We start from the raw sequence: 26,454 nt of genomic DNA, 5'->3' as shown, positions 1-26,454 counted from the left end.
CACCCGGGCACCCGGTCCCGCCTTCGTCCAGCACCGCCGCCGCTGCCCGTGGACCGCACCCGGCGGGCACCTTCCCCGGCACCGGCACCCCGGCCGGCCCCGTGCGGCGCGGGCTCACCGGGCCCTGGCGCGGCCGGCACGCCGCAGGGCGGAGCCCGGCGGCTCGGGACGCCCTACGGCAGCACGAACAGCAGCGCCGTCCACAGCAGCGCGGCCACGGCCCCGTACGGCCACAACGGGCCGCCGCGGCGGCGGGCGTCGGCCGACTCGGCCGGGCGGCGGGCCGGGTCCTTCCACAGCGCGCCGATCTCGGCGGCCATCCGGTCCTGCCGGTGCACCCGGCCGAAGCGGCGTTCCATCCGGCGCCAGCGGGTGCCGAGCAGCGTCCACTCCATGAAGTCCCGCCGGGTGCTGTCGATCTTCAGCTCGTTCCCGTCGACCCGGACGAGCCGCAGATGCTCCCAGGCGATGTGCCTCGGCCCCTTCAGGCCGTCGAGCCACAGTCCCTCGTGGTCGGCCGTGACCCGCCAGGCGACCATGTGCGGTACGGCGGTGGCGGCGAGCAGGCCCAGGAACACCCCGGGCAGCCAGCGCCACAGCCCGCTCTCGTCCGACACCAGGAGGCAGGCGAACGCCGCGGCGCCGAGCGTGGAGGCCCAGTCCCTCGGGCCCGCCCGCCACTGGCGCACCTCACGGTCCGGAGCGGCGGCCGCGAGGGCGCTCAGGCGTTCCTGACCGGCGAGGTCGTCGGCGGCGGCCCGCCTCCCCCGGTCGGCCCGGCGCCGCGCGGCGTGGCCGGACAGGGGCCGCACCGGGCCGGTCGAGCCCTCCGTCAGGGGCGGCTCGTCCGGGCGTTCGGCCGCGCTGACGATCAGCACCTCGGCGCCCTCCCACGGGGCGCCGTACAGCACCGCCTCCCGCAGGGGACCGGGCTGCTCGTCGTCGAAACGGTCCATCAGGGCCTGCCACTCCGCTTCCGCGGCGGCGGCGTCCTCGTCCCTCCCGGCCTCGCCCTCGTCGCCCTCGCCGTCGCCGTCGCCGTCACCGTTGTCGTCGTCGTCCTCGATGTGGGACGACGTGGCGACCGTGAACAGCGGCCGCAGCGCCGCGGCGTCGTCGGCCGCGAAGACCTCCGTCTCCGTGTCGGCGGTCTCGCGCACCAGCACCCGCAGCACGGGCACGGGCGCCGTGCGCAGGGCAGCCGCGCGGCGGCGGCCCAGCACACCGGAGAGCAGCACGGTGAGGCCGAGCCCGACGAGACACCAGGCAAGAGCCGGGGTGACCTGCCGGTCCTCGGCCAGGTCCCAGGAGCCGCCGAGGGCGGACAGGGCGGCACCGGCCGCGGCCACGAGGACCCCCGCGCCGGTCAGGAACCGCCCGCGCACGACCTTCGCGCCGGTGCCCGGCACCACGGCGGCCGCTCCCCCGGCAGCCGCCTCCGCCTCGGCCCGCTGCCGTCTGCGCGCGACCAGCCGCGCCACGACGGCCGCGCACAGGACGGCCAGGACGCCTGCCAGGACGATCCGCACCGTGAGCGGCCCCCGCGCCGGCACGAGCAGCAGCGCGGCCGTGAGCGGCGCGGACAGCGGCACGACCTCCGGGCGCAGGGCCGGCCACAGCAGGTGCAGCGCGGCGAGCGCGGCGGCCCACGGGGGCAGGGCGGCGTAGAGGTGGAGGGCACCGCTCGCCAGGAGCGCGCCCACGGACAGGGCGAAGGTGACGGCGTCGCCCGGGCGCCCCGGCACCCCGCGCGGCGGCAGGGCCCGGGTCCACCGGTGCGCGGCCTCGCCGTCCCACGCGGGGCAGCCGTCGGGGACGAGCACGGAGGGCAGGGGAAGGGGGAGAGGGTCGTGGGCGTCGGTGTGCACAGTCATCGCTCGTCAGACGTAGGGACCGGGGCAGAAGTCGTACCGGCAGGGGGGTGCCGGCAGGGGGGTGCCGGCAGGAGTCGTACCGGCAGGGATGCCGGCAGGAGTCGTACCGGCAGGAGTCCGTACCGGCAGGGGATGTGCCCGGCGAGAGCGTCGCCCGGCGCACCTCCCTGCCGGGCGGAGATCGTGCCCGGCAGGGGCTTCACCGGAAAGGGCTGCGGACGCCCGAGGGTGGCGCGTCCGGCAGAGGCGGCGCCCCGCGAGGACGGCGTCGGCCGGCGGCCACGCCCGGCAGAGGGCGTACCCGGCGGAAGCTGCGCCCGGCAGGGGGCGCGTCCGGCGAAGGCTGTGCCCGGCGGCGCTCGCCGCCGCTCAGCCCAGCGCCGACAGCACCGCCAGCAGCACCGCGCCCACCACGGTCGGCGCGATGATCTCGTACGCCCAGCGCACGGTCACCTCGCCCTGCGCGGTCGCCGCCTTCTCGCGGGACTCCAGCATGGCGCGCAGCTCGTCCATGATCTTGTCGCCCTCGTCGCGCAGCGGACCGTCGTCGATGTCGCCGCCGGGGCCGAAGAGGCTGCCGCGGACGCGCTTGCCGCCCTTCGCGGCGGCCGCCTGGGCGTCCCGCCGTTCCTGGCGGCGGGATGCCCGCTTGCGGCCGCGCAGCGAGACGGGAACGGCCCACAGCTGGAACTTGGCGCCTGACTTGTCGACGGCCTCGTTGGTGTAGCCGGAGCGCAGGGAGACGATCTCCCCCCAGGGCAGGGTGACGGCCCGCAGCGGGTTGCGCACCCGCAGCCGGTCCTCGCCCGCGAAGACGGCGGGGCGCAGGGTGAAGGCGACGACGAGCGGGACGAAGGTGAGCAGGGCGGCGAGGGCCAGCCAGGGTGTGCGCCCCTCGCCCCGGATCATCGCGTCGATGCCGAGCCACCCGGCGAGGGCGAGCAGAAGCGCGCCACCGACGAGGGCCATGGGCGAGCGGTAGATCCGGTCCTTGTTCATGCCCGCGATTATGCCGCCTGCCTGCGGCGCCCGGCCGTGTGCCTCCGTGCGAGGGGGCTTCGCGGGCACCCCATGACCCTCCGCGTCCGCGAACACACGCAAATGCCTCCATCGAGGAAGTGGAACCCGGCCCCCTGTACAGCCGCTACGCGCGTAGATATGCTCGTCTGGTGACCATGCCCACCAATGCACCCACCGCAGCACACGCCCTCTCGGACGTGACGTCGTCAGACACCACGCTGCGCCGCTTCCTCCACGGGCTGCCCGGCGTCGACGCGGTCGGCCTGGAGGCGCGCGCCGCTTCTCTCGGCACCCGTTCCATCAAGACGACCGCCAAGGCGTACGCGATCGACCTCGCCATCTCGATGGTCGACCTGACGACGCTGGAAGGCGCGGACACCCCGGGCAAGGTCCGGGCGCTCGGCGCCAAGGCGGTCCTCCCCGACCCGACCGACCGCACCGCCCCCACCACGGCCGCGGTCTGCGTCTACCCCGACATGGTGGCCGTCGCCAAGGAGGCCGTCGCCGGTTCCGGCGTGAAGGTCGCCTCGGTGGCCACCGCCTTCCCGGCGGGCCGTGCCGCGCTGGAGGTGAAGCTGGCCGACGTGCGGGACGCCGTCGCCGCCGGCGCCGACGAGATCGACATGGTCATCGACCGCGGGGCCTTCCTCGCGGGCCGGTACCTGAAGGTCCACGACGAGATCGTCGCGGTCAAGGCGGCCTGCGGGGCGGCCCGTCTGAAGGTCATCTTCGAGACCGGCGAGCTCTCGACGTACGACAACATCCGCCGGGCCAGCTGGCTCGGCATGCTGGCGGGCGCCGACTTCATCAAGACCTCGACCGGCAAGGTCGCCGTCAACGCGACCCCCGCGAACACGCTCCTGATGCTGGAGGCGGTCCGCGACTTCCGCGCCCAGACCGGGGTGCAGATCGGCGTGAAGCCGGCCGGCGGCATCCGCACCACCAAGGACGCGATCAAGTTCCTGGTCCTGGTCAACGAGACCGCGGGCGCGGACTGGCTGGACAACCACTGGTTCCGCTTCGGCGCGTCCTCGCTGCTGAACGACCTGCTGATGCAGCGCCAGAAGCTGGCCACCGGCCGCTACTCCGGCCCCGACTACGTGACGGTGGACTGATCGACATGACTTTTGAGTACGCACCGGCGCCCGAGTCCCGCTCGGTCGTCGACATCGCCCCGTCCTACGGCCTCTTCATCGACGGCGAGTTCACCGAGGCGGCCGAGGGCAAGGTCTTCAAGACCGTCAGCCCCTCCACCGAGGAGGTCCTGTCCGAGATCGCCCGGGCGGGCGAGGCGGACGTGGACCGGGCGGTCGGGGCCGCCCGCAAGGCGTTCGAGAAGTGGTCGGCGCTGCCGGGCTCCGAGCGCGCGAAGTACCTCTTCCGCATCGCCCGGATCATCCAGGAGCGCAGCCGTGAACTGGCGGTCCTGGAGACGCTGGACAACGGCAAGCCGATCAAGGAGACCCGCGACGCGGACCTCCCGCTGGTCGCCGCGCACTTCTTCTACTACGCGGGCTGGGCGGACAAGCTCGACCACGCCGGCTACGGCGCGAACCCGCGGCCGCTCGGCGTGGCGGGCCAGGTCATCCCCTGGAACTTCCCGCTGCTGATGCTGGCGTGGAAGATCGCCCCGGCGCTGGCGACCGGTAACACGGTCGTGCTGAAGCCGGCCGAGACCACCCCGCTGTCGGCCCTGTTCTTCGCGGACGTCTGCCGCCAGGCGGGCCTGCCCAGGGGTGTCGTCAACATCCTCACCGGCTACGGCGACGCGGGCGCCGCGCTCGTCGCGCACCCGGACGTGAACAAGGTCGCCTTCACCGGCTCCACGGCCGTCGGCAAGCAGATCGCGCGCTCCGTCGCGGGCACGCACAAGAAGGTCACCCTGGAGCTGGGCGGCAAGGGCGCCAACATCGTCTTCGACGACGCCCCGATCGACCAGGCCGTCGAGGGCATCGTCAACGGCATCTTCTTCAACCAGGGCCAGGTCTGCTGCGCGGGCTCCCGTCTGCTGGTGCAGGAGTCGATCCAGGACGAACTGCTGGACTCCCTCAAGCGCCGGCTCTCCACGCTGCGCCTCGGCGACCCGCTGGACAAGAACACGGACATCGGCGCGATCAACTCCGAGGAGCAGCTCTCCCGGATCACCTCCCTCGTCGAGCGGGGCGAGGCCGAGGGCGCCGAGCGCTGGTCCCCGGCCTGCGAACTGCCCGAGAGCGGCTACTGGTTCGCCCCGACGCTGTTCACGAACGTCACCCAGGCGCACACCGTCGCCCGTGACGAGATCTTCGGCCCGGTGCTGTCCGTGCTGACGTTCCGTACGCCCGACGAGGCCGTCGCCAAGGCCAACAACACGCCGTACGGCCTGTCGGCGGGCATCTGGACCGAGAAGGGCTCCCGCATCCTGGCCGTGGCGAACAAGCTGCGCGCGGGTGTCGTCTGGTCCAACACGTTCAACAAGTTCGACCCGACCTCGCCGTTCGGCGGCTACAAGGAGTCGGGCTTCGGCCGCGAGGGCGGCCGCCACGGCCTGGAGGCGTACCTCGATGTCTGACCCGACCCGACTCTCCGTCTTCAAGACCTACAAGCTGTTCGTGGGGGGCAAGTTCCCCCGCTCCGAAAGCGGCCGGGTGTACGAAGTGACCGACTCCAAGGGCAACTGGCTGGCGAACGCGCCGCAGTCGAGCCGCAAGGACGCCCGTGACGCGGTCGTCGCCGCCCGCAAGGCGTTCGGCGCCTGGTCGGGGGCGACGGCGTACAACCGCGGCCAGATCCTCTACCGCGTCGCCGAGATGCTGGAGGGCCGCCGCGAGCAGTTCGTGCGCGAGGTCGCCGAGGCCGAGGGGCTGTCCAAGTCCAAGGCCGCCGCACAGGTGGACGCGGCGATCGACCGCTGGGTCTGGTACGCGGGCTGGACCGACAAGATCGCCCAGATCGTGGGCGGCGCCAACCCGGTGGCGGGCCCGTACTTCAACCTGTCCTCCCCGGAGCCGACCGGTGTCGTCGCGGTGGTCGCCCCGCAGGAGTCGTCCTTCCTGGGCCTGGTCTCGGTGCTCGCCCCGGTGATCGCCACGGGCAACACGGCGATCGTCGTGGCGTCGGAGAGGTCCCCGCTCCCCGCCCTCTCCCTGGGCGAGGTCCTGGCCACCTCCGACGTCCCGGGCGGCGTGGTCAACGTCCTGTCCGGCCGTACGGCGGAGATCGCGGCCCCGCTGGCCGCCCACCAGGACGTCAACGCGATCGACCTGGCCGGCGCCGACGAGGTCCTGGCGAAGGAGCTGGAGATCGCCGCGGCGGACAACCTCAAGCGGGTTCTCCGTCCACAGCCTGTGGACGACTGGTCCGCGCCCGCCGGCACGGACCGCATGACGGCGTTCCTGGAGACCAAGACGGTCTGGCACCCGACGGGCAGCCTGGGCGCCTCGGGTTCGTCCTACTGACACGCCGAAGGGCGCGGGGAGCCGGCGGCCGGCCGCACGGGACCGGCCGCCGGCTCCTCCGTCTCAGCCGCCCAGCAGTCCTCCGGGAATGCTCCCGATCGACTGCGCCTGGGCCACCGGCCCGGTCAGCGCCTGGGACGTCAGCGGCTTGAAGTCGGCGAGCTGCGTGCCGACCCCGTTGTCCAGCGGGTCGACGCCGGTCCCCGCGAGCGGGTTGGGCTTGAGTCCCGCCACCGTCCCGGTCACGTACCCCACGGACCCCGTCAGCGCGGACAGTCCGGCCTGCGGGTCGACCTGCCCCAGGGAGGTGGGGCGGGTGTTGAGGACCTCGGGGACGGGGTCGGTGTCGGCGGCGGCGGCCGTCGCGGACATGCCCAGGGCGACCCCCGCCGTCGCGAGGACGGCCAGGGCGCGTCGGCCGGTCGAGTTCGAGGAGTCGCCGTGTCGGCCCATCACTGCCACCTTCTGCTGCTTAAGGTAATCGGTCAGGCACGAAGCGTAGTTGAGGTGTGATGCGGGCTTCAAAGCCGACCCGCGGGGTGGGTGAACGGCCGGTGAATGCCTCACACTGGTGTCCCGTGAGTTCCCATCCGCCCATGTCCTCGCGAGTCGTGCTGCTCTGCGGCCCCTCCGGCTCCGGCAAGTCCCTTCTCGCGGCCCGCTCCGGTCTTCCGGTGCTGCGGCTCGACGACTTCTACAAGGAAGCCGGCGACCCCACACTGCCGCGTGTGACGGGGAGCTCCGACATCGACTGGGACCACCCGGACTCCTGGGACGCGGACGCGGCCGTCGCCGCCATCGAGGAACTGTGCCGCACCGGCCGTACCGGCGTCCCGGTCTACGACATCTCGCTCAGCGCGCGCACCGGCACCGACACCGTCGACATCGGGCGGACCCCGCTGTTCATCGCGGAGGGCATCTTCGCCGCCGAGATCGTCCGGCGCTGCCGGGAGCAGGGAGTGCTCGCCGACGCGCTGTGCCTGAGCCGCGGCGCCATGACGACCTTCCGCCGACGCTTCCTGCGCGATCTGCGGGAGGGCCGCAAGTCGGTGCCGTTCCTGCTGCGCCGGGGCTGGCGTCTGATGCGCGACGAGCGCTCCATCGTGGCCCGGCAGACGGCGCTGGGCGCCCACGCCTGTGACCGGGCCGAGGCGATGAGCCGGCTGGCGGCCGCGGCGGCGGACCGCTCCGCGACGACCCGGACCGCGGCGTAGCCACGGAGAGCCGCGGACGCGCGAGCGGAAGCCGCCCAGGAGCGCGGACCCGGGAGCGGGAGGGGCGCCGGAGCGGGAGGGACCCGGGAGCGGGAGCCACCCAGGAGCGCGGACCCGGGAGCGGGAGGGGCGCGGGAGCGCGGACCCGGGAGCGGGAGGGGCGCCGGAGCGCGGACCCGGGAGCGGGAGGGGCGCCGGAGCGCGGACCCGATGACAGACGTCACACCGAGACGCGGACGCGGACGCGGACGCGGACGCGAAAACGGGACTGGATGGACCCCCCGGCCCTCCAGTCCCGCTTCCTCTGTGCTCCCCCGTGTTTCCCCCGTCGGTCCTGCTCTCCCCCCGTGTCCCCCAAGTGGTGCTTCCCCCGTGGTCCCCCCGGACCTATGAGCAAGACCCCCGTACCGTCCCCCTGATACACCCCCCGGGGAACTTTTTTTCTTCTCCCCCGTACCTTCAGGCGACCAGCTCGCCGAAGGCGTCCTCCTCGTCACGGCCGAAGCTGAGGACCTCGTCCTCGCGCAGCCGGCGGAGCGACCGCCAGATGCTCGACTTCACCGTGCCGACACTGATGCCGAGGATGTCCGCGATCTCCGGGTCCGTACGGCCCTCGTAGTAGCGCAGGACCAGCATGGTGCGCTGGAGTTCGGGCAGCCGGGCCAGCGCCTGCCACAGGACCGCGCGCAGCTCGGTGCCGCGCATCGCGTCCGTGTCGCCGGCCGTCTCCGGCAGCTCCTCGGTCGGGTACTCGTTCAGCTTGCGGCGCCGCCAGGCGCTGATGTGCAGGTTCGTCATGGTGCGGCGGAGGTAGCCCCCGACCGCGGCCTTGTCGCTGATGCGGTCCCACGCCTTGTAGGTCGAGAACAGCGCGCTCTGCAGCAGGTCCTCGGCCTCGAAGCGGTCACCGGTCAGGTGGTAGGCGGTGGCGTACAGGGAGGCGCGGCGCTCCTGGACGTAGGCGGTGAACTCCGCCTCCGACAGCGAGCGGCGCTCCCCCGAGTCCTCCCCGTACGCGGCTCCCCCGTGCGTCTCCCCCGTGGGACGCTCGACCACCGACATGTACGGCCGGCTGTCCTGCGGTACATGCGCGGTGTGCTGGCGCCCGGTGCCGCGAGCGCACCCCCGCCCGCTCACGGCACCGGACTTCTCGGAACCCCGGTGGGTGTTCACGTCGTGCAGACGCGTGATCACTGCGCTGGTGCTGATGCTGTGCAGCGTGTTCATCTCGCGCCCCCCGTCGTGGACTTACCGGTGTTCGGTCCGTGTTCTTGCTTGTGTCGAAAAGCTTGCCCGGGCGACTTCATCGCCGTGTCCGCCGACTGTCACAGACCTGTCACAGGGGAAGGGTGCGGGGAATGTCGGGATCACGCACAGGCACGGCGCGTAAGGGCAGCGTTCCATCGGTTCCACAGGTCGATCCCTACGGCATCCATGGGCCAGAATGAGCGCGTGCCTTCACTGTTGCTGATCGAGGACGACGACGCGATCCGGACGGCCCTGGAGCTCTCGCTGACGCGCCAGGGACACCGGGTGGCGACCGCTGCCAGCGGTGAGGACGGTCTGCAGCTGCTGCGCGAGCAGCGGCCCGACCTGATCGTGCTGGACGTGATGCTGCCCGGCATCGACGGTTTCGAGGTCTGCCGGCGCATCCGCCGCACGGACCAGCTGCCGATCATCCTGCTGACCGCCCGCAGCGACGACATCGACGTCGTGGTGGGCCTGGAGTCCGGCGCGGACGACTATGTCGTCAAGCCGGTGCAGGGGCGGGTGCTGGACGCCCGGATCCGGGCCGTGCTGCGGCGCGGTGAGCGCGAGTCGAACGACGCCGCGGTCTTCGGCAGCCTGGTCATCGACCGGGCGGCGATGACCGTGACGAAGAACGGCGAGGACCTCCAGCTGACCCCGACCGAGCTCAGGCTGCTCCTGGAGCTGAGCCGGCGGCCGGGTCAGGCGCTGTCGCGGCAGCAGTTGCTGCGGCTGGTGTGGGAGCACGACTACCTCGGCGACTCGCGGCTCGTGGACGCCTGTGTGCAGCGGCTGCGCGCCAAGGTGGAGGACGTGCCGTCCTCGCCGAGCCTGATCCGTACCGTGCGCGGCGTGGGCTACCGGCTGGATCCGCCTCAGTGACGAAGGGACAGGGGGGACTCCGCGGCTGGGCCGCGGAGCGCAAGGGAGCTTTCTCACGGCTGCGTTTCACCAGTCTGCGGCTGCGGCTGGTGGTCGTGTTCGGGCTGGTCGCGCTGACGGCCGCGGTGTCGGCGTCGGGCATCGCGTACTGGCTGAACCGGGAGGCGGTGCTCACCCGCGCCCAGGACGCGGTGCTGCGTGACTTCGAGCAGGAGATGCAGAACCGGGCGGGCGCGCTGCGCGAGCACCCCACCCAGGACGAACTCCAGCGCACCGCCGGGCAGATGGCGGGCGGCAGCCAGCACTTCACGGTGCTGCTGGTCGCCGAGGACCCGGACGGCAAGACGGTGTACGGCGGTTCGGGCGGGCTGAACGGCTTCGCCCTGGAGGACGTGCCCGTGTCGCTGCGTACGGCGGTGAACAAGAAGCAGCCGCTGACGTCGAACAACGACGCCGAGTACCACCTGTACTGGCAGCGGGTCGTCGACGACGGCACCCCGTACCTGGTGGCCGGCACCCGGGTGATCGGCGGCGGCGCGAGCGGCTACATGCTCAAGTCGCTGGAGCCGGAGGCGAAGGACCTCAACTCGCTGGCCTGGTCGCTGGGCATCGCCACCGGCCTGGCGCTGATCGGCTCGGCGCTGCTCGCGCAGGCCGCCGCCACGACCGTGCTGAAGCCGGTGCACCGGCTCGGGGTCGCCGCCCGGCGGCTCGGGGAGGGCAAGCTGGACACCCGTCTGCGGGTGTCGGGCACCGACGAGCTGGCCGACCTGTCGCGGACGTTCAACAACGCGGCCGAGGCGCTGGAGAAGCGGGTCGCGGACATGGCGGCACGTGACGACGCCTCGCGGCGGTTCGTGGCGGACATGAGCCATGAGCTGCGTACCCCGCTGACCGCGATCACCGCGGTGACCGAGGTGCTGGAGGAGGAGCTGGAGGCGGAGTCCGGCTCCATGGACCCGATGATCGAGCCCGCGGTACGGCTGGTGGTCAGCGAGACCCGTCGGCTGAACTCCCTGGTGGAGAACCTGATGGAGGTCACCCGGTTCGACGCGGGCACGGCCCGGCTCGTCCTCGACGACGTCGACCTCGCCGACCAGATCACCGCCTGCATCGACGCCCGGGCCTGGCTGGACGCGGTCGATCTGAAGGCCGAGCGCGGCATCCACGCCCGGCTCGATCCGCGCCGCCTGGACGTGATCCTGGCCAATCTGATCGGCAACGCGCTCAAGCACGGCGGCTCACCGGTGCGGGTGGGGGTGCGCGCGGCGGCCGACGAGGTGGTCATCGAGGTGCGCGACCACGGGCCCGGCATCCCCGAGGACGTCCTGCCGCACGTCTTCGACCGTTTCTACAAGGCGAGCGCCTCCCGGCCCAGGTCCGAGGGCAGCGGCCTGGGCCTGTCCATCGCGCTGGAGAACGCGCACATCCACGGCGGCGAGATCACGGCCGCCAACTCGCCCGAGGGCGGCGCGGTGTTCACACTGCGGCTGCCGCAGGACGGCGCGGACCTCGCCGGCCTGCGGGAGCAGGAGGCGGACCGTCCGGCCCAGGAGACCGACCGCCTGCCGCAGAAGACGGACCGTCCGGTCCAGGACACGCAGAGGACGCAGGGGAAGAAGGGGGACGCGTCGTGAACGCGCGCCGTTCGCTGGCGCTGGTGCTGCTCGCGGGGGTGTCGGCCCTCTCGGCCGGCTGCGGCATCCGGGCCACCGAGGTGCCCACGGACTTCGGCGCGGCCCCGTCGCGGGCCCATTGCTCCCTGACCGGGCCGGACGTCACCACGCAGTCCTCGCACGGGGTGGCGGTGCAGGTGTTCCTGCGGTGCGCGTCCTCCCTGGTGACCGTCGACCGCACGGTGCGGGTGCCGCAGGGCGCGGCGGACTCGGCGCGGCGCGTGCTGCTGGCGCAGGGCCTGCTGAACGAGCTGGCCGAGGAGCCGTCGTCGGCCGAGCGCCAGGCCGGCTACAGCACGGACGTCCCGCCCGGCATGAAGGCGGGCGGCCCGCGGCGGGCCGACCCCGAGGACACCCTGCGGCTGAGCATCCCGCCGGGCGGACTCTCCTCGTACGCCCTCGCGCAGATCGTCTGCACCTTCTCCGACTCCGAGGCCGCCGAGGGCGACGGCTCGCTCCTCCTGGGCGGCCCCGTCGGCCCCGTGCACCGCTACGAGTGCACCGACGAGGTCCGCTCCCGCCCGGGCGAGGTGCGTCCGCCGTCCTCGAAGGCCGTACGGGGCTGAGCCCGCCCGCGGGGCCGCGGGCCGGGGCGGGTTCGCCGGGGGTCCGGCCGGCCGCGCTTCCCGCGCAGGTCCGGGGTGGTGTGGCGCAGGACTCATCTGACGCGGCGCGCAAGGCCGGAACCGATCGTGGGGCAGGCCGCGTCTAGGGGGGCGTGCAGCGTCAAGGCTCCATGGGCGGCAGCGCCGCGTTCCGCATCCGTGTGACCGGGGGTGTCCTCCTCGTCGCCCATCTCGTGTTCGTCGCCTGGTTCGCGCTGCGTCCGCTGGACGTCCCCTGGGTGATGCCGGCCAATCTCCGGCCGCTCGCGGGCATCCGCGCGGATCTCGCGCTGGGCTGGCCCGAGGCGGCCCGCCGGATCGGGGAGGGTCTGGCGCTGCTGGCGCCGCTGGGGGTGCTGCTGCCGGTGGCGAGCGGCAGACTGGCGGTCTCTCCGCTGGGTTCCCTGCTGCGCACGGCGGCGGCCGGTGCCCTGATCTCGCTGGCCGTCGAGCTGCTCCAGACGGGCGTGCCCGGCCAGGTGGTGGACGTCGACTCGCTGCTGCTGAACACCCTCGGTGTGATGCTCGCCCATCTCGCGGTGGTCCCGCTGGGCCGCGCACGGCTGCGCCGCCGGGCCGAGCTGAGGGAGCGCGCGGACCTTCCGCAGGAGGAGCCGGCTCAGGGTCGGACCCCGACGATTCCCAGGGTCGGGATCGCCCCGTGGAGCGACGCTTTGCCCCCTTCGTCTCCGTAGCGTGGACGTCAGATGAGGCAGCCGCCAGGGCCGCCTCGCGAAACGCTCACGAAGGAGCCGCCATGTCCCGCCCTGCCCGCCCCGCGAACGGCCGGATGATCGGCGGAGTGTGCGCCGCGCTGGCTCGGCGCTTCGGCACCTCCGCGACCACGATGCGGGTGATCTTCCTGCTGTCCTGTCTGCTGCCGGGGCCGCAGTTCCTGCTGTACATCGCCCTGTGGATACTGCTGCCCTCCGAGGGCAAGGCCGCCCGCACGGCCTGGTGACCCGCGCGGCCCCCGCGGCCCGTACGGCTCACACGGCTCACACGGCTCACACGGCTCACACGGCTCACACACAGACGTACGCCGTCGCGGCGCACCCGGAAGATCCGGGAGACGCCCCGACGGCGTACGGGAGCCTGGACCGGCCCGGCTCAGCCCAGCGGGAGGCCGTTCACGGGGAGACCCTTGGTGGGCAGGCCCCCCAGGGGCAGACCGCCGAGCAGACCGGCGATCGGCTTGGTCGGACCGTCGGCGAGGGCCTTCTCGGCGACCGGCTGCGCGGCCGTGAGGCCGGCGGCGAGAGCGGGCTGCGCCTGCGAGAGTGCCTCACCGGCTCCCGGCAGCGCCTTGGAGACGTTCTCGGCGGGCAGGGTCCGGGTGACGGTGTCGAGCGCCTGGCTCGCGTCGGGCACGGCCGGGGCGGCGTTCGCGGCACCCGCCCCGGCGGCGGCGAAGGCGGCACCGAGAGCGGCGACACCGAGGGTCTTGGCAGCAGACTGCTTCATCGTGAATGCGTCCTTGACTGAATTCGAAGACTGAACTCGAAATGGGATGACGGGGAAGGGGACGGTCCCCGAACGTAAACACGCCCCGGCGCCCGCCGCAAACATCGAAATGCGGACGGACTGTGAACGCCCGTCCGCATCCCCGCCGCCCCGCTCCGTCCGGTCAGTCCTCAGAACCGCTGGTGGAGACAGTCTGCTGGAACAGCCATTCGGACTTCAGCTCGGCGTATCCCGGCTTGATGACGTCATTGATCATCGCCAGTCGTTCATCGAAAGGAATGAATGCTGATTTCATCGCATTGACGGAGAACCACTGGATGTCGTCGAGCGTGTAACCGAACGCCTCGACGAGATGCTCGAATTCCCGGCTCATGCCGGTGCCGGACATCAGCCGGTTGTCGGTGTTGACGGTGGCGCGGAAGTGCAGCCTGCGCAGCAGTCCGATGGGGTGCTCGGCGTAGGAGGCCGCGGCACCGGTCTGGAGGTTGGAACTGGGGCACAGCTCCAGCGGGATGCGCTTGTCGCGGACATAGGAGGCGAGCCGGCCGAGGTGGACGCTGCCGTCGTCCTTGACCTCGATGTCGTCGATGATGCGCACCCCGTGCCCGAGCCGGTCGGCACCGCACCACTGGAGGGCCTGCCAGATGGAGGGCAGCCCGAACGCCTCACCGGCGTGGATGGTGAAGTGGTTGTTCTCCCGCTTGAGGTACTCGAAGGCGTCCAGGTGCCGGGTGGGCGGGTAGCCGGCCTCGGCGCCCGCGATGTCGAAGCCGACGACGCCCAGATCGCGGTGCCGGTTGGCGAGTTCGGCGATCTCCAGGGCTCGGGCGGCGTGCCGCATGGCGGTGAGCAGGGCGCCGACCCGGATGCGGTGGCCGCTCTCGCGGGCGGCGCGCTCGCCCTGCCGGAAGCCCTCGTTGACGGCCTCGACGACCGCTTCGAGGGTGAGGCCGCCCTCCAGATGCTGTTCGGGGGCGTAGCGCACCTCGGCGTAGACGACGCCGTCCTCGGCCAGGTCCTCCGCGCACTCGCGGGCCACCCGGACGAGGGCGTCGCGGGTCTGCATGACGCCGACGGTGTGGGAGAAGGTCTCCAGGTAGCGCTCCAGCGAGCCGGAGTCCGCGGCCTCGCGGAACCAGAGGCCCAGTTTGGCGGGGTCGGTCTCGGGGAGGGCGGAGTAGCCCTGTTCCCGGGCCAGTTCGACGATCGTGCCGGGGCGCAGCCCGCCGTCGAGGTGGTCGTGCAGCAGAACCTTGGGCGCCCGGCGGATCTGGTCCGGGCTCGGGGTGGTCCTCATCCGGTCAGTCTGGCTCGTCATTTTCGCACTGTAACGCCTACGCGCGTAGATCGCGCGTTGTACAACTCCGCCGATATGTAACGGTGACCGCACGGACGGGTGGCGTACACCCGTGCTTCTGACACTGTTCTGTCATGGCACAGCATGCGACGCCGGTTCGCGAGGCCCGGCTGGGGAGGGCGTTCGGCCCGGAGCCGACGGCGGTGAGCGGAGTGGTCCTGCTGCTCCCGGCGGGCGACGAGACGTCCTCACGCCGTCCCTCGCCCTGGCTCGCGGCGGCGTCCTCGAGGTCGTTGGGACGCAGGCTGGCCCGCGCGGGCCGGGACGACGGACTGGTCGCCCATGTGGTGCACTACCGCTTCCGCGGCTGGAACGGCGCCGAGGCGCATCTCGCCCACGACGCCTCCTGGGCCGCCGACGAGGTCGTACGGCGCTACGGCGACGTCCCCGTCTGTCTGGCCGGCGTCGACATGGGCGGACGGGCGGCACTGCACGCGGGCGGCCACGAAGCGGTCAACTCCGTGCTGGCGATCGCCCCCTGGCTGCCCGAGGACGACGTGGCGGCGCCACCCGAACCGGTGAAACAGCTCGCCGGGCGGCGCGTGCTGATCGTGCACGGCACCAACGACGAGCGGACCGACCCGGAGCTGTCCTTCCGGCTGGCGGCGCGGGCGAAGAAGTCCAACCGCGACGTGTGCCGCTTCGAAGTGCACTCCGACCGGCACGCGTTGCAGCAGCACCGGGACGAAGTGCTCTGTCTGGCCGAGGACTTCGTGATGGGCGCGCTGTTCGGGCACGCCTTCTCCCGGCCGGTGGAGGACGCGCTGGCCGCGCCGCCGCCGCTGGGGCTGCGGATGCCGCTGGCCTCCGGGTTCGGCCGGTCGCTGCGGCGGCGCCAGGAGCGGTGACGCTCACTCGTGCAGGAGGCGGCCCCTGCGTGACAGCAGGAACTTCTTGAACGCAGCGACGGGCGGGGTGTCGGGCCGGCCCTCCAGCCAGGCGACGCCGATCTCGCGGGCGGCGCGCGGGGCGGTGACCGTGAGTTCGACGACGCCCGGACGCGGGACGGCCGGCGGGGGCAGGAGCGCGACGCCGAGGCCGGCGGCCACGAGGCCGCGCAGGGTCTCCGCCTCCTCCCCCTCGAAGGCGATCCGGGGCCGGAAGCCGGCCTCCTGGCAGAGGTCGTCGGTGATGCGGCGCATGCCGTAGCCGGGCTCCAGGGTCACGAAGGTCTCCTCGGCGGCCTCCGCGAGCCGGATCCGTCTGCGCCCGGCGAGCCGGTGGTCGGCGGGCACCACCAGACGCAGCTTCTGCTCGTCGAGACGGCGGCCGACCAGATCGGGCGCGTCCGGCACCGGCGAGGTCAGACACAGGTCCAGCTCGCCCGCGCGCAGGCGTTCCAGCATGGCCTCGCCGTAGTTCTGCACCAGGCTGAAGCGGACCCGGGGATGGTCCGCGCGGAAGGCGTGGATCAGGCCGGGCACGGTCTCCGCGCCCATGGTGTGCAGGAAGCCGAACGCCACCTTGCCGGTCTCCGGGTCGGCGTCGGCCCGCACCTCGTCGGCGGCCCGCCCGATCTCGGCGAGGGCCCGCTCGACGGAGCCGAGGAAGGTGCGCCCGGCGGGCGTGAGGGACACGGTCCGGCCACGGCGGGCGAAGAGTTCCACGCCCAGATCCTGTTCGAGCCGGACCATCGCCCGGGACAGCGTCGACTGCGGCACGTTCATCTCCTGCGCGGCCCGCGTGACGTGCTCGGTGCGGGCGACCCCGGCGAAGTGCGCAAGCCGCGGCGCGAGCAGCGCCACGATGTCTTCTGTGTCACCGCTCGGTGACAGCCGCCCCTCTGACCTCTGCTGATGCATCACAGGAACGATTATGCCGATTCCATGCATTGGACGGATGAATGGCGGCGTCCCTACCGTCGAAGCATGACTCCCGCCGATACCGGGGCGTCCACCGTCGTGGGCGCCGTCCTGTCCCCCGCCCCCTCCGACTCCCGTACGGCCCCGGGCGGGCCCGGCTACCGGCGCATGAGCCTCGCGCTCTTCCTCGCCGGTGTCGCGACCTTCGCCCTGCTGTACTCCACGCAGGCGCTGCTGCCGCTGATCTCCGGGGAGTTCGGGGTCAGCGCGAGCGAGGCGAGCTGGACGGTGGCGGCCGCGACCGGTGGCCTGGCGGTGTTCGTGCTCCCCATGAGCGCCCTGTCGGAGCGGTTCGGACGGCGCACGGTGATGACGGCTTCGCTGGCCGTCGCGGTGACCGTGGCGGTGCTCGTGCCCCTCGCCCCCTCGCTGCCGGCCCTGGTGGCGCTGCGCGCCGTACAGGGCGCGGCCCTCGCGGGGCTGCCCGCGTCGGCGACGGCGTATCTCGCGGAGGAGGTCCGGCCGCGTGCGCTGGTCACCGCGATCGGGCTGTTCGTCGCGGGCAACAGCGTCGGCGGGATGAGCGGCCGGATCGTCACCGGCTGGGTGGCGCAGGAGTGGGGCTGGCGGGCCGCGCTCGGGGTGATCGGCGTCCTCGCCGTCGCCTGCGCGATCGCCTTCCGGCTGCTGCTGCCGGCGCCGAAGCACTTCGTGCCGGGCTCGCTGCGGCCCCGGGTCCTGCTCGGCGCGGTCCGCGACCACCTCGCCGACCCGCTGCTGCGGCGGCTGTACGCGATCGGCGCGCTGTTCATGACGGTGTTCGGCGGCGTGTACACGGTGATCGGCTACCGCCTCACCGACGAGCCGTTCTCGCTGCCGCAGGGCGTCGTCGGCTCGATCTTCCTGGTCTACCTGGTGGGCACGGTGTCCGCCTCGACGGCGGGCCGCCTGGTGGGCCGTCTCGGCCGCCGCGGCTCCCTGTATCTGGCCGCCGGCACGACCGCGACGGGCCTGCTGCTCTCCCTGGCGGACTCCCTGCCGCTGGTCCTGCTGGGCCTGGTGCTGATCACGGCGGGCTTCTTCGCGGGGCACGCGGTGGCGTCCTCGGCGGTCGGCAGGACGGCGACGAAGGCGCGTGCGCAGGCGTCCGCGCTCTACCAGTCGGCCTACTACGTCGGCTCCAGCGCCGGCAGCACGGTCGGGGCGGTCGCGTTCCACGCCGGGGGCTGGGGCGGGACGGTGGCGGTCGGTGCCGCGGCGGTGACGGGCGTCGTCGGGATCACCCTGGCGGGCACGCGGGCCGCCGCGCGGACCGCTCGGGCCTCTCGGACCGCGCGGACCGCGTAGAGGCTCCGCGCCGCGTCGCCGCGCGGCCGGCCGCATTCCCCTCGCACCCGGCTCACCCCGGCGACGCACACCCCCTGACCTGCCCTTTCTCACGGACCACGGGCCATTGTCAGTGGCCTGCGGTAGCTTCCGAAGTGGCGTGAGACACAGGACCGGCCCCAGGGGTGGGTGGACGATGAGCAACACCGCGACGACAGATCTCGACGTCGAGCTGGAGCGGTACCGGGTGGAGCTGACGGGCTACTGCTACCGCATGCTCGGCTCTTCCTTCGAGGCCGAGGACGCCGTCCAGGACACGATGGTGCGTGCCTGGCGCAGCCACGACAAGTTCGAGGGCCGCTCCAGTCTCCGCTCCTGGCTCTACCGGATCGCGACCAACGTCTGCCTGGACATGCTGAACGCGGGCAACAAGCGCGCCCGGCCGATGGACCTCACCGAGGCGACACCGCTCGCGCAGGCGGCGCTCTCGCCCCGCCCCGATCACACCTGGCTGGAGCCGATGCCGGACTCCCGGGTGCTGCCGAGCACGACCGACCCGGCGGAGGCGGCTGTGGCCAAGGAGTCCGTGCGGCTGGCGTTCATGGCCGCGTTGCAGCAGCTCCCGCCCAAGCAGCGCTCCGTGCTGATCCTGCGCGAGGTGCTGGCGTGGCGGGCGAGCGAGGTGGCCGAGCTGCTCGGCACATCGGTGGCGTCCGTCAACAGCGCGCTCCAGCGGGCCCGGGCCACGCTCGCCGAGCGGGCCGGGTCGGGCGCCGACGCGACCGTGTCGGACCCGCTGGACGAGGAGCAGAAGAAGCTCCTGGAGCGCTATGTCGCGGCCTTCGAGGGCTACGACATGGCGGCGCTGACGGCGCTGCTGCACGAGGACGCCGTCATGACGATGCCGCCGTTCGACCTGTGGCTGGTGGGCACGGACGACATCACCGGCTTCATGACCACGCTCGGCGCCGGATGCGCCGGTTCCCGGCTGCGGGCCGTGGAGGTCAACGGTCTGCCCGGCTTCGCGCACTACAAGCCGGACGAGGAGAAGGGCGGCTTCACCCCCTGGGCGATCCAGGTGCTGGAGATCTCAGAGGGCCGGATCACCGGCTTCCACTTCTTCCTGGACGTCCAGCGGTGGTTCCCGCTGTTCGGGCTGCCCCCGCATCTCGAAGCGGAGTCCGACGAGGTCGAGCAGGGCGCATAGCGCCGGATCGGGGTCGCGCAGCCGTATCAGGCCGCCGGACCGGCGCGCGGTGAGCTGCATCCGCGCGAGCAGGTCGACGGCCCCGAGCCCCGGTGGCCCGAGCCCGGCCACGTCGCACTCCACCACCCCGGCGCCGCTCGACCTCAGCAGCGCGCGCACGGCGTCGCACCATCCCCTCACCTCGTCCCGGGTGACGGGGCCTGTGATCACGAGTACGGCGGGTGTCTTGGCGTCCACGTGCAATAGACCGCGTGTGCGCGCGGAACTCATCGCGGCCGTGGTCACGGGGCGGACGTCGTCGGCATCACATTGACCGGGCCGCCGGCCCTGCCCAAGGGTTGAGGGCGTGCGGGGGGTGCTGAGCGGGTTCGCGGTGATCGTGGTGGTGATCGCCGTGGGCTACGTCCTCGGGCGGCGCGGCCGTCTGGGCGAGCAGGGCCGGGACGTTCTCACCAGGCTCGCCTTCCATGTGGCGACTCCCGCCCTGCTGTTCACCGTCCTCGCCCGGGCGGACCTGTCGGTGGTCTTCTCCACCCGTCTGCTGGTGACCGCGCTGAGCACGGCGGCCGTCGCCGGGGTGTTCGTGGCGGTGGCGGTCGCACGCCGGTGGGGCGTGGCGCGTACGACGATCGGCGCGCTGTGCGCCGGATACGTCAATTCCGGCAACCTGGGCATCCCCATCGCGGTGTACGTGCTGGGAGACGCGTCGCTGGTGGCGCCGGTGCTGCTGTTCCAGCTGGTCGGGGTGACGCCGGTCGCGGTGACGGTGCTGGACCTGGCGACGGGCGGGGCGAAGCGGCCGCTGTGGCAGCGGGTGCTGACGCCGCTGCGCAATCCCGTCGCGGTCGGGTCGCTGTCCGGGGTGGCGGTCTCGGCGGCGGGGATCCGTGTACCGGCGCCCGTGATGGACCCGCTGACCCTGCTGGGGAACATGTCCGTGCCGGCGGCGCTGCTGGCCTTCGGCATCGCCCTGTGCGGCAGCGCGGTCCCCCTGCGGGGCGGCGACCGCACACCGGTGCTGCTCGCGGTGGGCCTCAAGACGCTGGCCCAGCCGCTGATCGCCTGGCTGCTCGCGGCGGGCGTCTTCGGCCTGCGGGGCGCGCCGCTGCTGGACGTGGTGGTGACCGCGGCCCTCCCGGCCGCGCAGAACCTCTTCACCTACGCGAGCACCTACCGGGCCGGCGAGGTCCTGGCCCGGGAGGCGATCCTGCTGTCGACGGTGGTCTCGGTACCGGTGCTGGTGGTGATCGCGGCGGCCCTGGGCTGAGACGGCGTCAGCCGAGGGGGAACTCGCCGGTGTCGACGACGACGTCGAAGGGAGCGGGGATCTTCAGTGCCTCGCCGAACCTGGCGGTGGCCAGCCGGCGACAGACCTCACCCTGCGGTTCTCCGTAGAGGGTGGCGGAGGGACCTTCTTCTCCCGGAAGCGGACAAGGTTGTCCCAGCTCTGCTCGGGGTCCTGGCAGACGGTGGGTGTGCCCATGGCGGTCTCCTCTCGACGCGTCACCGATCCGAACACGCCGAACGGGACCGGCGCAGGTCCACCGATCCCGTTCACCCGTCGGGGGAAGCCGCAGGTCAGGCGATACGCTCCAGCACCACCGGCGAGGCGGTGAAGGACGTGCCCGGGGCAGCGACGTCGTAGGAGCCCTCGACCGCCTGGAGCGCGTACTCGAAGCGCTCGGGCGTGTCGGTGTGGAGGGTGAGGAGGGGCTGGCCCTCGGTCACGGTGTCGCCCGGCTTGGCGTGGAGCTCGACGCCCGCGCCCGCCTGCACCGGGTCCTCCTTGCGGGCGCGGCCCGCGCCGAGGCGCCAGGCGGCGACGCCGATGCCGTAGGCGTCCAGACGGGTCAGGACACCGGAGGCCGGGGCCTTCACCACGTGCTGCTCGCGGGCCACGGGCAGCTCCGCGTCCGGGTCGCCGCCCTGCGCGGCGATCATGCGGCGCCAGACGTCCATCGCGGAGCCGTCGGCCAGGGCCTTCGCCGGATCGGCGTCCTTCACTCCGGCCGCGTCCAGCATCTCGCGGGCCAGGGCGATGGTCAGCTCGACGACGTCCGCCGGGCCGCCGCCCGCGAGGACCTCGACCGACTCACGGACCTCCAGGGCGTTGCCCGCGGTCAGGCCGAGCGGGGTCGACATGTCCGTGAGCAGGGCGACCGTCTTCACGCCGTGGTCGGTGCCGAGGCCGACCATGGTGGAGGCCAGCTCGCGGGCGTCCTCGATGGTCTTCATGAAGGCGCCGGTGCCGACCTTGACGTCCAGGACCAGGGAGCCGGTACCCTCGGCGATCTTCTTCGACATGATCGAGGACGCGATCAGCGGGATCGCCTCGACCGTGCCGGTGACGTCGCGCAGGGCGTACAGCTTCTTGTCGGCCGGGGCCAGGCCGTCGCCCGCCGCGCAGATCACCGCGCCGGTGGTGTCGAGGACGTTCAGCATCTCCTCGTTGGAGAGCAGGGCACGCCAGCCCGGGACGGACTCCAGCTTGTCCAGGGTGCCGCCGGTGTGGCCGAGGCCGCGGCCGGACAGCTGCGGGACGGCCGCGCCGCAGGCGGCGACCAGCGGGGCCAGCGGGAGGGTGATCTTGTCACCGACGCCGCCGGTGGAGTGCTTGTCGGCCGTCGGGCGGGACAGCGAGGAGAAGTCCATGCGCTCGCCGCTCGCGATCATGGCGGCGGTCCAGCGGGCGATCTCGCGCCGGTTCATGCCGTTGAGCAGGATCGCCATGGCGAGCGAGGACATCTGTTCGTCGGCGACCTCGCCGCGGGTGTACGCGTCGATGACCCAGTCGATCTGCGCGTCGCTCAGCTCACCGCGGTCGCGCTTGGTGCGGATGACGGAGATGGCGTCCATGGCCATGGGTTTCCTTCCGACGTTCTGAGGAAATGGGCGGCCCCTCCGAGCAGGCGCGCTCGGAGGGGCCGCGGGGAGTCACTTGGTGAGGTGGTCCGGGCCGAACGCCTGGGGCAGCATCTGCGCGAGCGGCACGATCCCCTCCGGGGTCTCCAGCAGGAGGTCCGCTCCGCCGAACTCGTGGAGCAGCTGCCGGCAGCGGCCGCACGGGACGAGGATGTCGCCCTGGCCGTCCACACAGGTGAAGTGGGTGAGCCGGCCGCCCCCGGTGCGCTGGAGCTCCGAGACCATGCCGCACTCGGCGCACAGGCCGAGCCCGTAGGAGGCGTTCTCGACGTTGCAGCCGGAGACGGTGCGGCCGTCGTCCACGCGGGCGGCGACCCCGACCGGGTACCCCGAGTAGGGCGCGTAGGCGTGGGACATCGCCTCCCGTGCCACCGCCCGCAGGGCGTCCCAGTCGAAGGTCACTTGCCCTGTCCCTTCCGGTACGGCATTCCGTCCGCCTTCGGCATGCGCAGGCGCTGTGCGGACAGGGCCAGGACCACCAGGGTGATGACGTACGGCGTGGCGGAGACGACCTGGTTCGGGACCTCGTTGGTGCCGGCGTACCAGGCGAGGACCAGGGCACCGATCACCAGGGTGATCACGGCCGACATCCACTTCTTGCGTACGGCCATCCAGATCGCGCCGATGATCAGCAGCAGCGCGCCGAGCAGCAGCAGGGCGTGGACGTTCTCCGAGCCGCCGCGCAGGTTGAGGCTGTCGGTGTAGCCGAACAGCCCGGCGCCGAGGGCGAGGCCGCCCGGCATCCAGTTGCCGAAGATCATCGCGGCGAGACCGATGTAGCCGCGGCCCGAGACCTGGCCCTCCAGGTAGAAGGGGTTGGCCACGATCGACAGGAAGGCGCCGCCGAGACCGGCCAGGCCGCCGGAGACGATCACGGCGATGTACTTGTACTTGTAGACGTTCACACCGAGGGACTCGGCCGCGACCGGGTTCTCGCCGCAGGAGCGCAGGCGCAGACCGAACGCGGTGCGCCACAGCACCCACCAGGTGCCGGGGATCAGCGCGATGGCGATCAGGGTCAGCCAGGAGACGTTGGTGACCAGGCCGCCGAGCAGACCGGCGACGTCCGAGACGAAGAACCAGCCCTCGTTGTTGAGGTCGCGCAGCCAGTCGGACAGTCCGGGCACCGTGAAGTGGCCGAGGGACTCGACCGGCGGGGACTGCTTGGCGGAGCCGCCCTGGTTGCCCTCGAAGGCCAGCGGGGACAGGTAGCGGGTGGCGCCGAGGGCGAGGATGTTGATCGCCACACCGGAGACGATGTGGTTGACGTTGAACGTCACGGTCACGAAGGCGTGCAGCAGACCGCCGAGGGCGCCGCCGAGGATGCCGATCACGACACCCGTCCAGGGGCCCCACTGGAAGCCCGCCCAGGCACCGAACCAGGTGCCGAGGATCATCATGCCTTCGAGGCCGATGTTGACGACGCCCGCGCGCTCGGCCCACAGACCGCCGAGACCGGCGAGGCCGATCGGCACGGCGAGCTGGAGCGCGGTGGACATCTGGCTGACGTTGGTGATGCCGTCGGCGTCCGTGATGAGACGGACGATCGAGGTCAGCGCCAGGCCGCCGGCGATGACCAGCATCAGCACCGCCAGCGACATGCGGCGGCCGGCCGGCGCCGCGGGCTGCAGCGAGGGCTGGTTGACGTCGGTCGCGGTGGTCATCGGCCAGCCACCTCCTTGTTCTCGTTGTTGGTGGCGCCGAGGACATGACCGGCGGCGAGTTCGGCGCCGACGCGGCGCTGCTGGCGGCGCAGGCCCCACTCACGGACGACCTCGTAGGAGACGACCACCGCGAGGACGATGATGCCCTGCATGATGACCGCGATCTCCTTGTCGTAGCCGTGGAAGTCCAGCTCCGGGGATGCCTTGTCGAGCCAGGCCCACAGCAGGGCCGCGAAGGCGATGCCGACCGGGCTGTTGCGGCCGAGCAGGGCGATGCCGATGCCGAGGAAGCCGATGCCGGTCGGGAAGTTGCGGTCGAAGGTGTGGGCGTCGCCCATGAGGATCGGCAGACCCGCCAGACCCGCGATGGCACCCGAGATCAGCATGGCGCTGAGCACCATGCGCTTGGGGCTGACACCGCTGGCCGCGGCCGCGGACTCCGAGGCGCCGGAGGCGCGCAGGTCGAAGCCGAAGCGGGTGCGGTTCAGGACGACCCAGTAGCCGATGCCGAGCAGCGCGGCGAGGATCACCAGGCCGTAGATCTCGCCGGCGTCGCCCATGTCGAAGCCGGGGACCCAGCCGGACTCGTGCATCTCGCCGGTGGTGGTGTTGTTGCCGACGGTGACGCCGAAGACGTCGGGCAGCCACAGGTAGGCGATGACGGAGACGGCGATCGCGTTGAGCATGATCGTCGCGACGACCTCGCTGACGCCGCGGGTGACCTTCAGGACACCGGCGATCGAGGCCCACAGCGAGCCGGTGGCGGCGGCGACCAGGAGCAGCAGCGGGATCTGGACGACCGCCGGCAGGTTCATGTGCGCGCCGACGATCGCGGCCATCATGGCGGCGAGCTGGTACTGGCCGTCGACGCCGATGTTGAACAGGTTCATCCGGAAGCCGACGGCGACCGCCAGGGCGGCGATGTAGTACATCGACGCCTGGTTGATGATCAGGACCTGCTTGTCGGAGTAGCCGAGCTGCTCGAACATCAGCGAGAACGGCTCGACCGGGTTCTTGCCCGAGGCGAGCAGCACGATCGCGCTGAGCGCGAAGGCCACGGCGAGCGCGATGACCGGTCCGGCCACCGCGAGGAGCACTCGCTCCTTGTCGAACTTCTTCATCAGCGGGCCTCGTCTTCGGGGGCGTCCGGCGTCTCTTCGTGCGCGAGGTGCCCGGCTGCGGCACCGGTCATGGCCGAGCCCAGTTCCTCGGGTGTGACGGTCGAGGGATCGGCGTCCGCGACCAGCTTGCCGTTGTAGATCACCCGGAGCGTGTCGGACAGGCCGATCAGCTCGTCGAGGTCGGCCGAGATCAGCAGTACGGCCAGGCCCTCGCGGCGGGCCTCACGGATGTGGTCCCAGATCGCGGCCTGCGCGCCGACGTCCACACCGCGGGTGGGGTGGGAGGCGATCAGGAACTTCGGCTTGTGGCTCATCTCGCGGCCGACGATCAGCTTCTGCTGGTTGCCTCCGGACAGGGAGGCCGCGGTGACGTCGATGCCCGGGGTGCGCACGTCGTACTCGGTGACGATGCGCCGGGTGTCCTCCTGGGCCGCCTTCAGGTCCAGCCAGACGCCCTTGGCGTTGGGCTTCTCGGTGACGTGGCCGAGGATGCGGTTCTCCCAGAGGGGGGCCTCCAGCAGCAGGCCGTGGCGGTGGCGGTCCTCGGGGATGTAGCCGATGCCGTCCTCGCGGCGCTTGCGCGTGGGGACGCCGGTGATGTCCTCGCCCAGGAAGCGGACGGTGCCGGAATGGGCGTTCTTCAGGCCGATCAGCGCGTCCACGAGCTCGGTCTGGCCGTTGCCCTCGACACCGGCGATGCCCAGCACCTCACCGGCGTGGATCTTGAACGAGATGTCGTCGAGGAGACGCTTGACGTTGCCGTGCTTGGCCTCGTCCATCAGCAGGGCGGCCGAGGACTTGCCGAGCGTCACGGCGCCCGACGAGTAGACCGTGAGGTCCTGGACCTCGATGACGACCTGGTCGGTGACCGTGGACTCCGCGGTCTCCGGGGTGGGCAGTTCGCTGCCGACCATCATCTCGGCCAGCTGACGCGGGGTCGTCTGCGACGGCACGGCCGTACCGACGGTGGTACCGCGCCGGATGACGGTGATGTCGTCGGCGACGGACAGCACCTCGCCCAGCTTGTGGGAGATGAAGATGACCGACAGGCCCTCGGCCTTGAGCTCGCGGAGGTTGTCGAAGAGCGCGTCGACCTCCTGCGGGACCAGCACCGCGGTCGGCTCGTCGAGGATCAGCGTGGTCGCGCCGCGGTAGAGGACCTTGAGGATCTCCACGCGCTGGCGGGCGGCGACGCCGAGCTCCTCCATGAGGCGGTCGGGCTCGACGCCGAGGCCGTAGCGGTCGGAGAGCTCCTTGATCCGGCGCCGGGCCTTGGCACCGATGCCATGGAGCTTCTCACTGCCGAGGACGACGTTCTCCAGGACGGTGAGGTTGTCCGCGAGCATGAAGTGCTGGTGCACCATGCCGATGCCGCGCACGATGGCGTCGGCCGGGGACGAGAAGCTCACCTGCTCGCCGTCGACCGCGATGGTGCCCTCGTCCGGCTTCTGCATGCCGTAGAGGATCTTCATCAGGGTCGACTTGCCGGCGCCGTTCTCGCCGACGAGGGCGTGAACGGTGCCCTTGCGGACGGTGAGGTGGATGTCGTAGTTGGCCACGACACCGGGGAATCGCTTCGTGATCCCGGCGAGTTCGACGGCGGTCACCGAATCGTTGACCGCCGCTCCGGCCGGA

General features: G+C 72.3%; 26 protein-coding genes. 13 read left to right on the top strand and 13 right to left on the bottom strand.

Annotated features, from left to right (window positions below; genetic code table 11):
• Positions 1-173 precede the first annotated feature (173 nt).
• Positions 174-1,874 carry a hypothetical protein gene (locus ACIQGV_RS22250; protein WP_402496774.1) on the bottom strand — a complete coding sequence of 567 codons (1,701 nt, stop codon included), beginning with the start codon at positions 1,872-1,874 and terminating at the stop codon, positions 174-176.
• Between the two features lie 369 nt (positions 1,875-2,243).
• The gene (locus ACIQGV_RS22245) at positions 2,244-2,873 is read right to left on the bottom strand and encodes a PH domain-containing protein (RefSeq protein ID WP_402496773.1); all 630 of its coding nucleotides are present in this window, start codon (positions 2,871-2,873) and stop codon (positions 2,244-2,246) included.
• Between the two features lie 176 nt (positions 2,874-3,049).
• Here ACIQGV_RS22245 and deoC point away from each other — a divergent pair, with 176 nt between their 5' ends.
• Genes deoC through ACIQGV_RS22230 form a run of 3 tightly spaced genes read left to right on the top strand, consistent with a single transcriptional unit; the run spans position 3,050 to position 6,331 of the window.
• Positions 3,050-4,009, top strand: a complete 960-nt coding sequence (deoC, locus tag ACIQGV_RS22240) for a deoxyribose-phosphate aldolase (protein ID WP_402496802.1) — start codon at positions 3,050-3,052, stop codon at positions 4,007-4,009.
• Entirely contained in the window at positions 4,009-5,445 is a 1,437-nt protein-coding gene (locus tag ACIQGV_RS22235; protein WP_402496801.1) for an aldehyde dehydrogenase family protein, read from the top strand. The genes deoC and ACIQGV_RS22235 overlap by 1 nt, the downstream gene beginning before the upstream one ends.
• Positions 5,438-6,331 carry an aldehyde dehydrogenase family protein gene (locus ACIQGV_RS22230; RefSeq protein ID WP_402496772.1) on the top strand — a complete coding sequence of 298 codons (894 nt, stop codon included), beginning with the start codon at positions 5,438-5,440 and terminating at the stop codon, positions 6,329-6,331. The genes ACIQGV_RS22235 and ACIQGV_RS22230 overlap by 8 nt, the downstream gene beginning before the upstream one ends.
• Positions 6,332-6,394: 63 nt before the next feature.
• Here the strand turns inward: ACIQGV_RS22230 and ACIQGV_RS22225 are convergent, their stop codons facing one another.
• The gene (locus ACIQGV_RS22225) at positions 6,395-6,784 is read right to left on the bottom strand and encodes a hypothetical protein (protein ID WP_402496771.1); all 390 of its coding nucleotides are present in this window, start codon (positions 6,782-6,784) and stop codon (positions 6,395-6,397) included.
• Between the two features lie 59 nt (positions 6,785-6,843).
• Between ACIQGV_RS22225 and ACIQGV_RS22220 the strand changes: the two genes are divergently transcribed.
• Positions 6,844-7,545 (top strand): uridine kinase, encoded by a 702-nt coding sequence (locus tag ACIQGV_RS22220; protein WP_402496770.1) that lies wholly within the window; start codon positions 6,844-6,846, stop codon positions 7,543-7,545.
• A 459-nt stretch (positions 7,546-8,004) separates the two neighbouring features.
• Here ACIQGV_RS22220 and ACIQGV_RS22215 read toward each other — a convergent pair whose 3' ends face one another.
• Positions 8,005-8,772 (bottom strand): SigE family RNA polymerase sigma factor, encoded by a 768-nt coding sequence (locus tag ACIQGV_RS22215; RefSeq protein ID WP_402496769.1) that lies wholly within the window; start codon positions 8,770-8,772, stop codon positions 8,005-8,007.
• A 225-nt stretch (positions 8,773-8,997) separates the two neighbouring features.
• Here ACIQGV_RS22215 and afsQ1 point away from each other — a divergent pair, with 225 nt between their 5' ends.
• From afsQ1 to ACIQGV_RS22190, 5 genes are all read left to right on the top strand, one after another.
• A complete protein-coding gene (gene afsQ1 / locus ACIQGV_RS22210) occupies positions 8,998-9,675 on the top strand; it encodes a two-component system response regulator AfsQ1 (protein ID WP_402496768.1) in 678 nt (225 codons plus the stop codon).
• Positions 9,672-11,312, top strand: a complete 1,641-nt coding sequence (locus ACIQGV_RS22205) for an ATP-binding protein (protein WP_402496767.1) — start codon at positions 9,672-9,674, stop codon at positions 11,310-11,312. The genes afsQ1 and ACIQGV_RS22205 overlap by 4 nt, the downstream gene beginning before the upstream one ends.
• Complete coding sequence (locus ACIQGV_RS22200; protein ID WP_402496766.1) at positions 11,309-11,917, top strand: hypothetical protein; 609 nt, start codon at positions 11,309-11,311, stop codon at positions 11,915-11,917. The genes ACIQGV_RS22205 and ACIQGV_RS22200 overlap by 4 nt, the downstream gene beginning before the upstream one ends.
• Before the next feature lie 152 nt (positions 11,918-12,069).
• Entirely contained in the window at positions 12,070-12,651 is a 582-nt protein-coding gene (locus ACIQGV_RS22195) for a VanZ family protein (protein ID WP_402496765.1), read from the top strand.
• A gap of 62 nt (positions 12,652-12,713) precedes the next feature.
• On the top strand, positions 12,714-12,917 hold the full coding sequence (locus ACIQGV_RS22190; RefSeq protein ID WP_402496764.1) for a PspC domain-containing protein: 204 nt from the start codon (positions 12,714-12,716) through the stop codon (positions 12,915-12,917).
• Positions 12,918-13,066: 149 nt separating this feature from the next.
• On the opposite strand, the gene ACIQGV_RS22185 is transcribed toward ACIQGV_RS22190, so the two are convergent.
• Positions 13,067-13,420, bottom strand: a complete 354-nt coding sequence (locus ACIQGV_RS22185; RefSeq protein WP_402496763.1) for an ATP-binding protein — start codon at positions 13,418-13,420, stop codon at positions 13,067-13,069.
• 163 nt (positions 13,421-13,583) lie between these two features.
• Entirely contained in the window at positions 13,584-14,738 is a 1,155-nt protein-coding gene (locus tag ACIQGV_RS22180) for an adenosine deaminase (RefSeq protein WP_402496762.1), read from the bottom strand.
• 113 nt (positions 14,739-14,851) lie between these two features.
• Between ACIQGV_RS22180 and ACIQGV_RS22175 the strand changes: the two genes are divergently transcribed.
• Entirely contained in the window at positions 14,852-15,625 is a 774-nt protein-coding gene (locus tag ACIQGV_RS22175; protein WP_402496761.1) for an alpha/beta hydrolase, read from the top strand.
• A gap of 3 nt (positions 15,626-15,628) precedes the next feature.
• Here ACIQGV_RS22175 and ACIQGV_RS22170 read toward each other — a convergent pair whose 3' ends face one another.
• Positions 15,629-16,582, bottom strand: coding sequence for a LysR family transcriptional regulator (locus tag ACIQGV_RS22170; RefSeq protein WP_402496760.1), 954 nt, complete (start codon positions 16,580-16,582; stop codon positions 15,629-15,631).
• A gap of 63 nt (positions 16,583-16,645) precedes the next feature.
• Between ACIQGV_RS22170 and ACIQGV_RS22165 the strand changes: the two genes are divergently transcribed.
• Positions 16,646-17,926 carry an MFS transporter gene (locus tag ACIQGV_RS22165; protein ID WP_402496759.1) on the top strand — a complete coding sequence of 427 codons (1,281 nt, stop codon included), beginning with the start codon at positions 16,646-16,648 and terminating at the stop codon, positions 17,924-17,926.
• Positions 17,927-18,101: 175 nt separating this feature from the next.
• Positions 18,102-19,112, top strand: a complete 1,011-nt coding sequence (locus tag ACIQGV_RS22160) for a sigma-70 family RNA polymerase sigma factor (protein WP_402496758.1) — start codon at positions 18,102-18,104, stop codon at positions 19,110-19,112.
• Here the strand turns inward: ACIQGV_RS22160 and ACIQGV_RS22155 are convergent.
• Positions 18,996-19,382, bottom strand: a complete 387-nt coding sequence (locus ACIQGV_RS22155; protein ID WP_402496800.1) for an STAS domain-containing protein — start codon at positions 19,380-19,382, stop codon at positions 18,996-18,998. The two genes, ACIQGV_RS22160 and ACIQGV_RS22155, sit on opposite strands and share 117 nt — an antisense overlap.
• A 76-nt stretch (positions 19,383-19,458) precedes the next feature.
• On the opposite strand from ACIQGV_RS22155, the gene ACIQGV_RS22150 reads away from it, so the two are divergent.
• Positions 19,459-20,379: an AEC family transporter gene (locus ACIQGV_RS22150; RefSeq protein WP_402496757.1), complete on the top strand. Its 921-nt coding sequence runs from the start codon at positions 19,459-19,461 to the stop codon at positions 20,377-20,379.
• A 311-nt stretch (positions 20,380-20,690) separates the two neighbouring features.
• Here the strand turns inward: ACIQGV_RS22150 and ACIQGV_RS22145 are convergent, their stop codons facing one another.
• The 5 genes from ACIQGV_RS22145 to ACIQGV_RS22125 all read right to left on the bottom strand — a co-directional run bounded on the left by ACIQGV_RS22145 (position 20,691) and on the right by ACIQGV_RS22125 (position 26,426).
• Positions 20,691-21,974 (bottom strand): thymidine phosphorylase, encoded by a 1,284-nt coding sequence (locus ACIQGV_RS22145; RefSeq protein ID WP_402496756.1) that lies wholly within the window; start codon positions 21,972-21,974, stop codon positions 20,691-20,693.
• A gap of 72 nt (positions 21,975-22,046) precedes the next feature.
• A complete protein-coding gene (locus ACIQGV_RS22140; protein WP_402496755.1) occupies positions 22,047-22,436 on the bottom strand; it encodes a cytidine deaminase in 390 nt (129 codons plus the stop codon).
• Complete coding sequence (locus tag ACIQGV_RS22135; RefSeq protein WP_402496754.1) at positions 22,433-23,698, bottom strand: ABC transporter permease; 1,266 nt, start codon at positions 23,696-23,698, stop codon at positions 22,433-22,435. The genes ACIQGV_RS22140 and ACIQGV_RS22135 overlap by 4 nt, the downstream gene beginning before the upstream one ends.
• Positions 23,695-24,819: an ABC transporter permease gene (locus ACIQGV_RS22130; RefSeq protein WP_402496753.1), complete on the bottom strand. Its 1,125-nt coding sequence runs from the start codon at positions 24,817-24,819 to the stop codon at positions 23,695-23,697. Before ACIQGV_RS22130 ends, ACIQGV_RS22135 begins: the two co-directional genes overlap by 4 nt.
• Positions 24,819-26,426 carry an ABC transporter ATP-binding protein gene (locus ACIQGV_RS22125; RefSeq protein WP_402496752.1) on the bottom strand — a complete coding sequence of 536 codons (1,608 nt, stop codon included), beginning with the start codon at positions 26,424-26,426 and terminating at the stop codon, positions 24,819-24,821. The genes ACIQGV_RS22130 and ACIQGV_RS22125 overlap by 1 nt, the downstream gene beginning before the upstream one ends.
• Positions 26,427-26,454: the final 28 nt, after the last annotated feature.

Origin of the sequence: Streptomyces sp. NPDC093094, assembly GCF_044754345.1 — a bacterium.
Taxonomy (GTDB): domain Bacteria; phylum Actinomycetota; class Actinomycetes; order Streptomycetales; family Streptomycetaceae; genus Streptomyces.
Note: the sequence above shows the minus strand (reverse complement) of the source record. Positions and strands in the feature narration are given on the sequence as shown.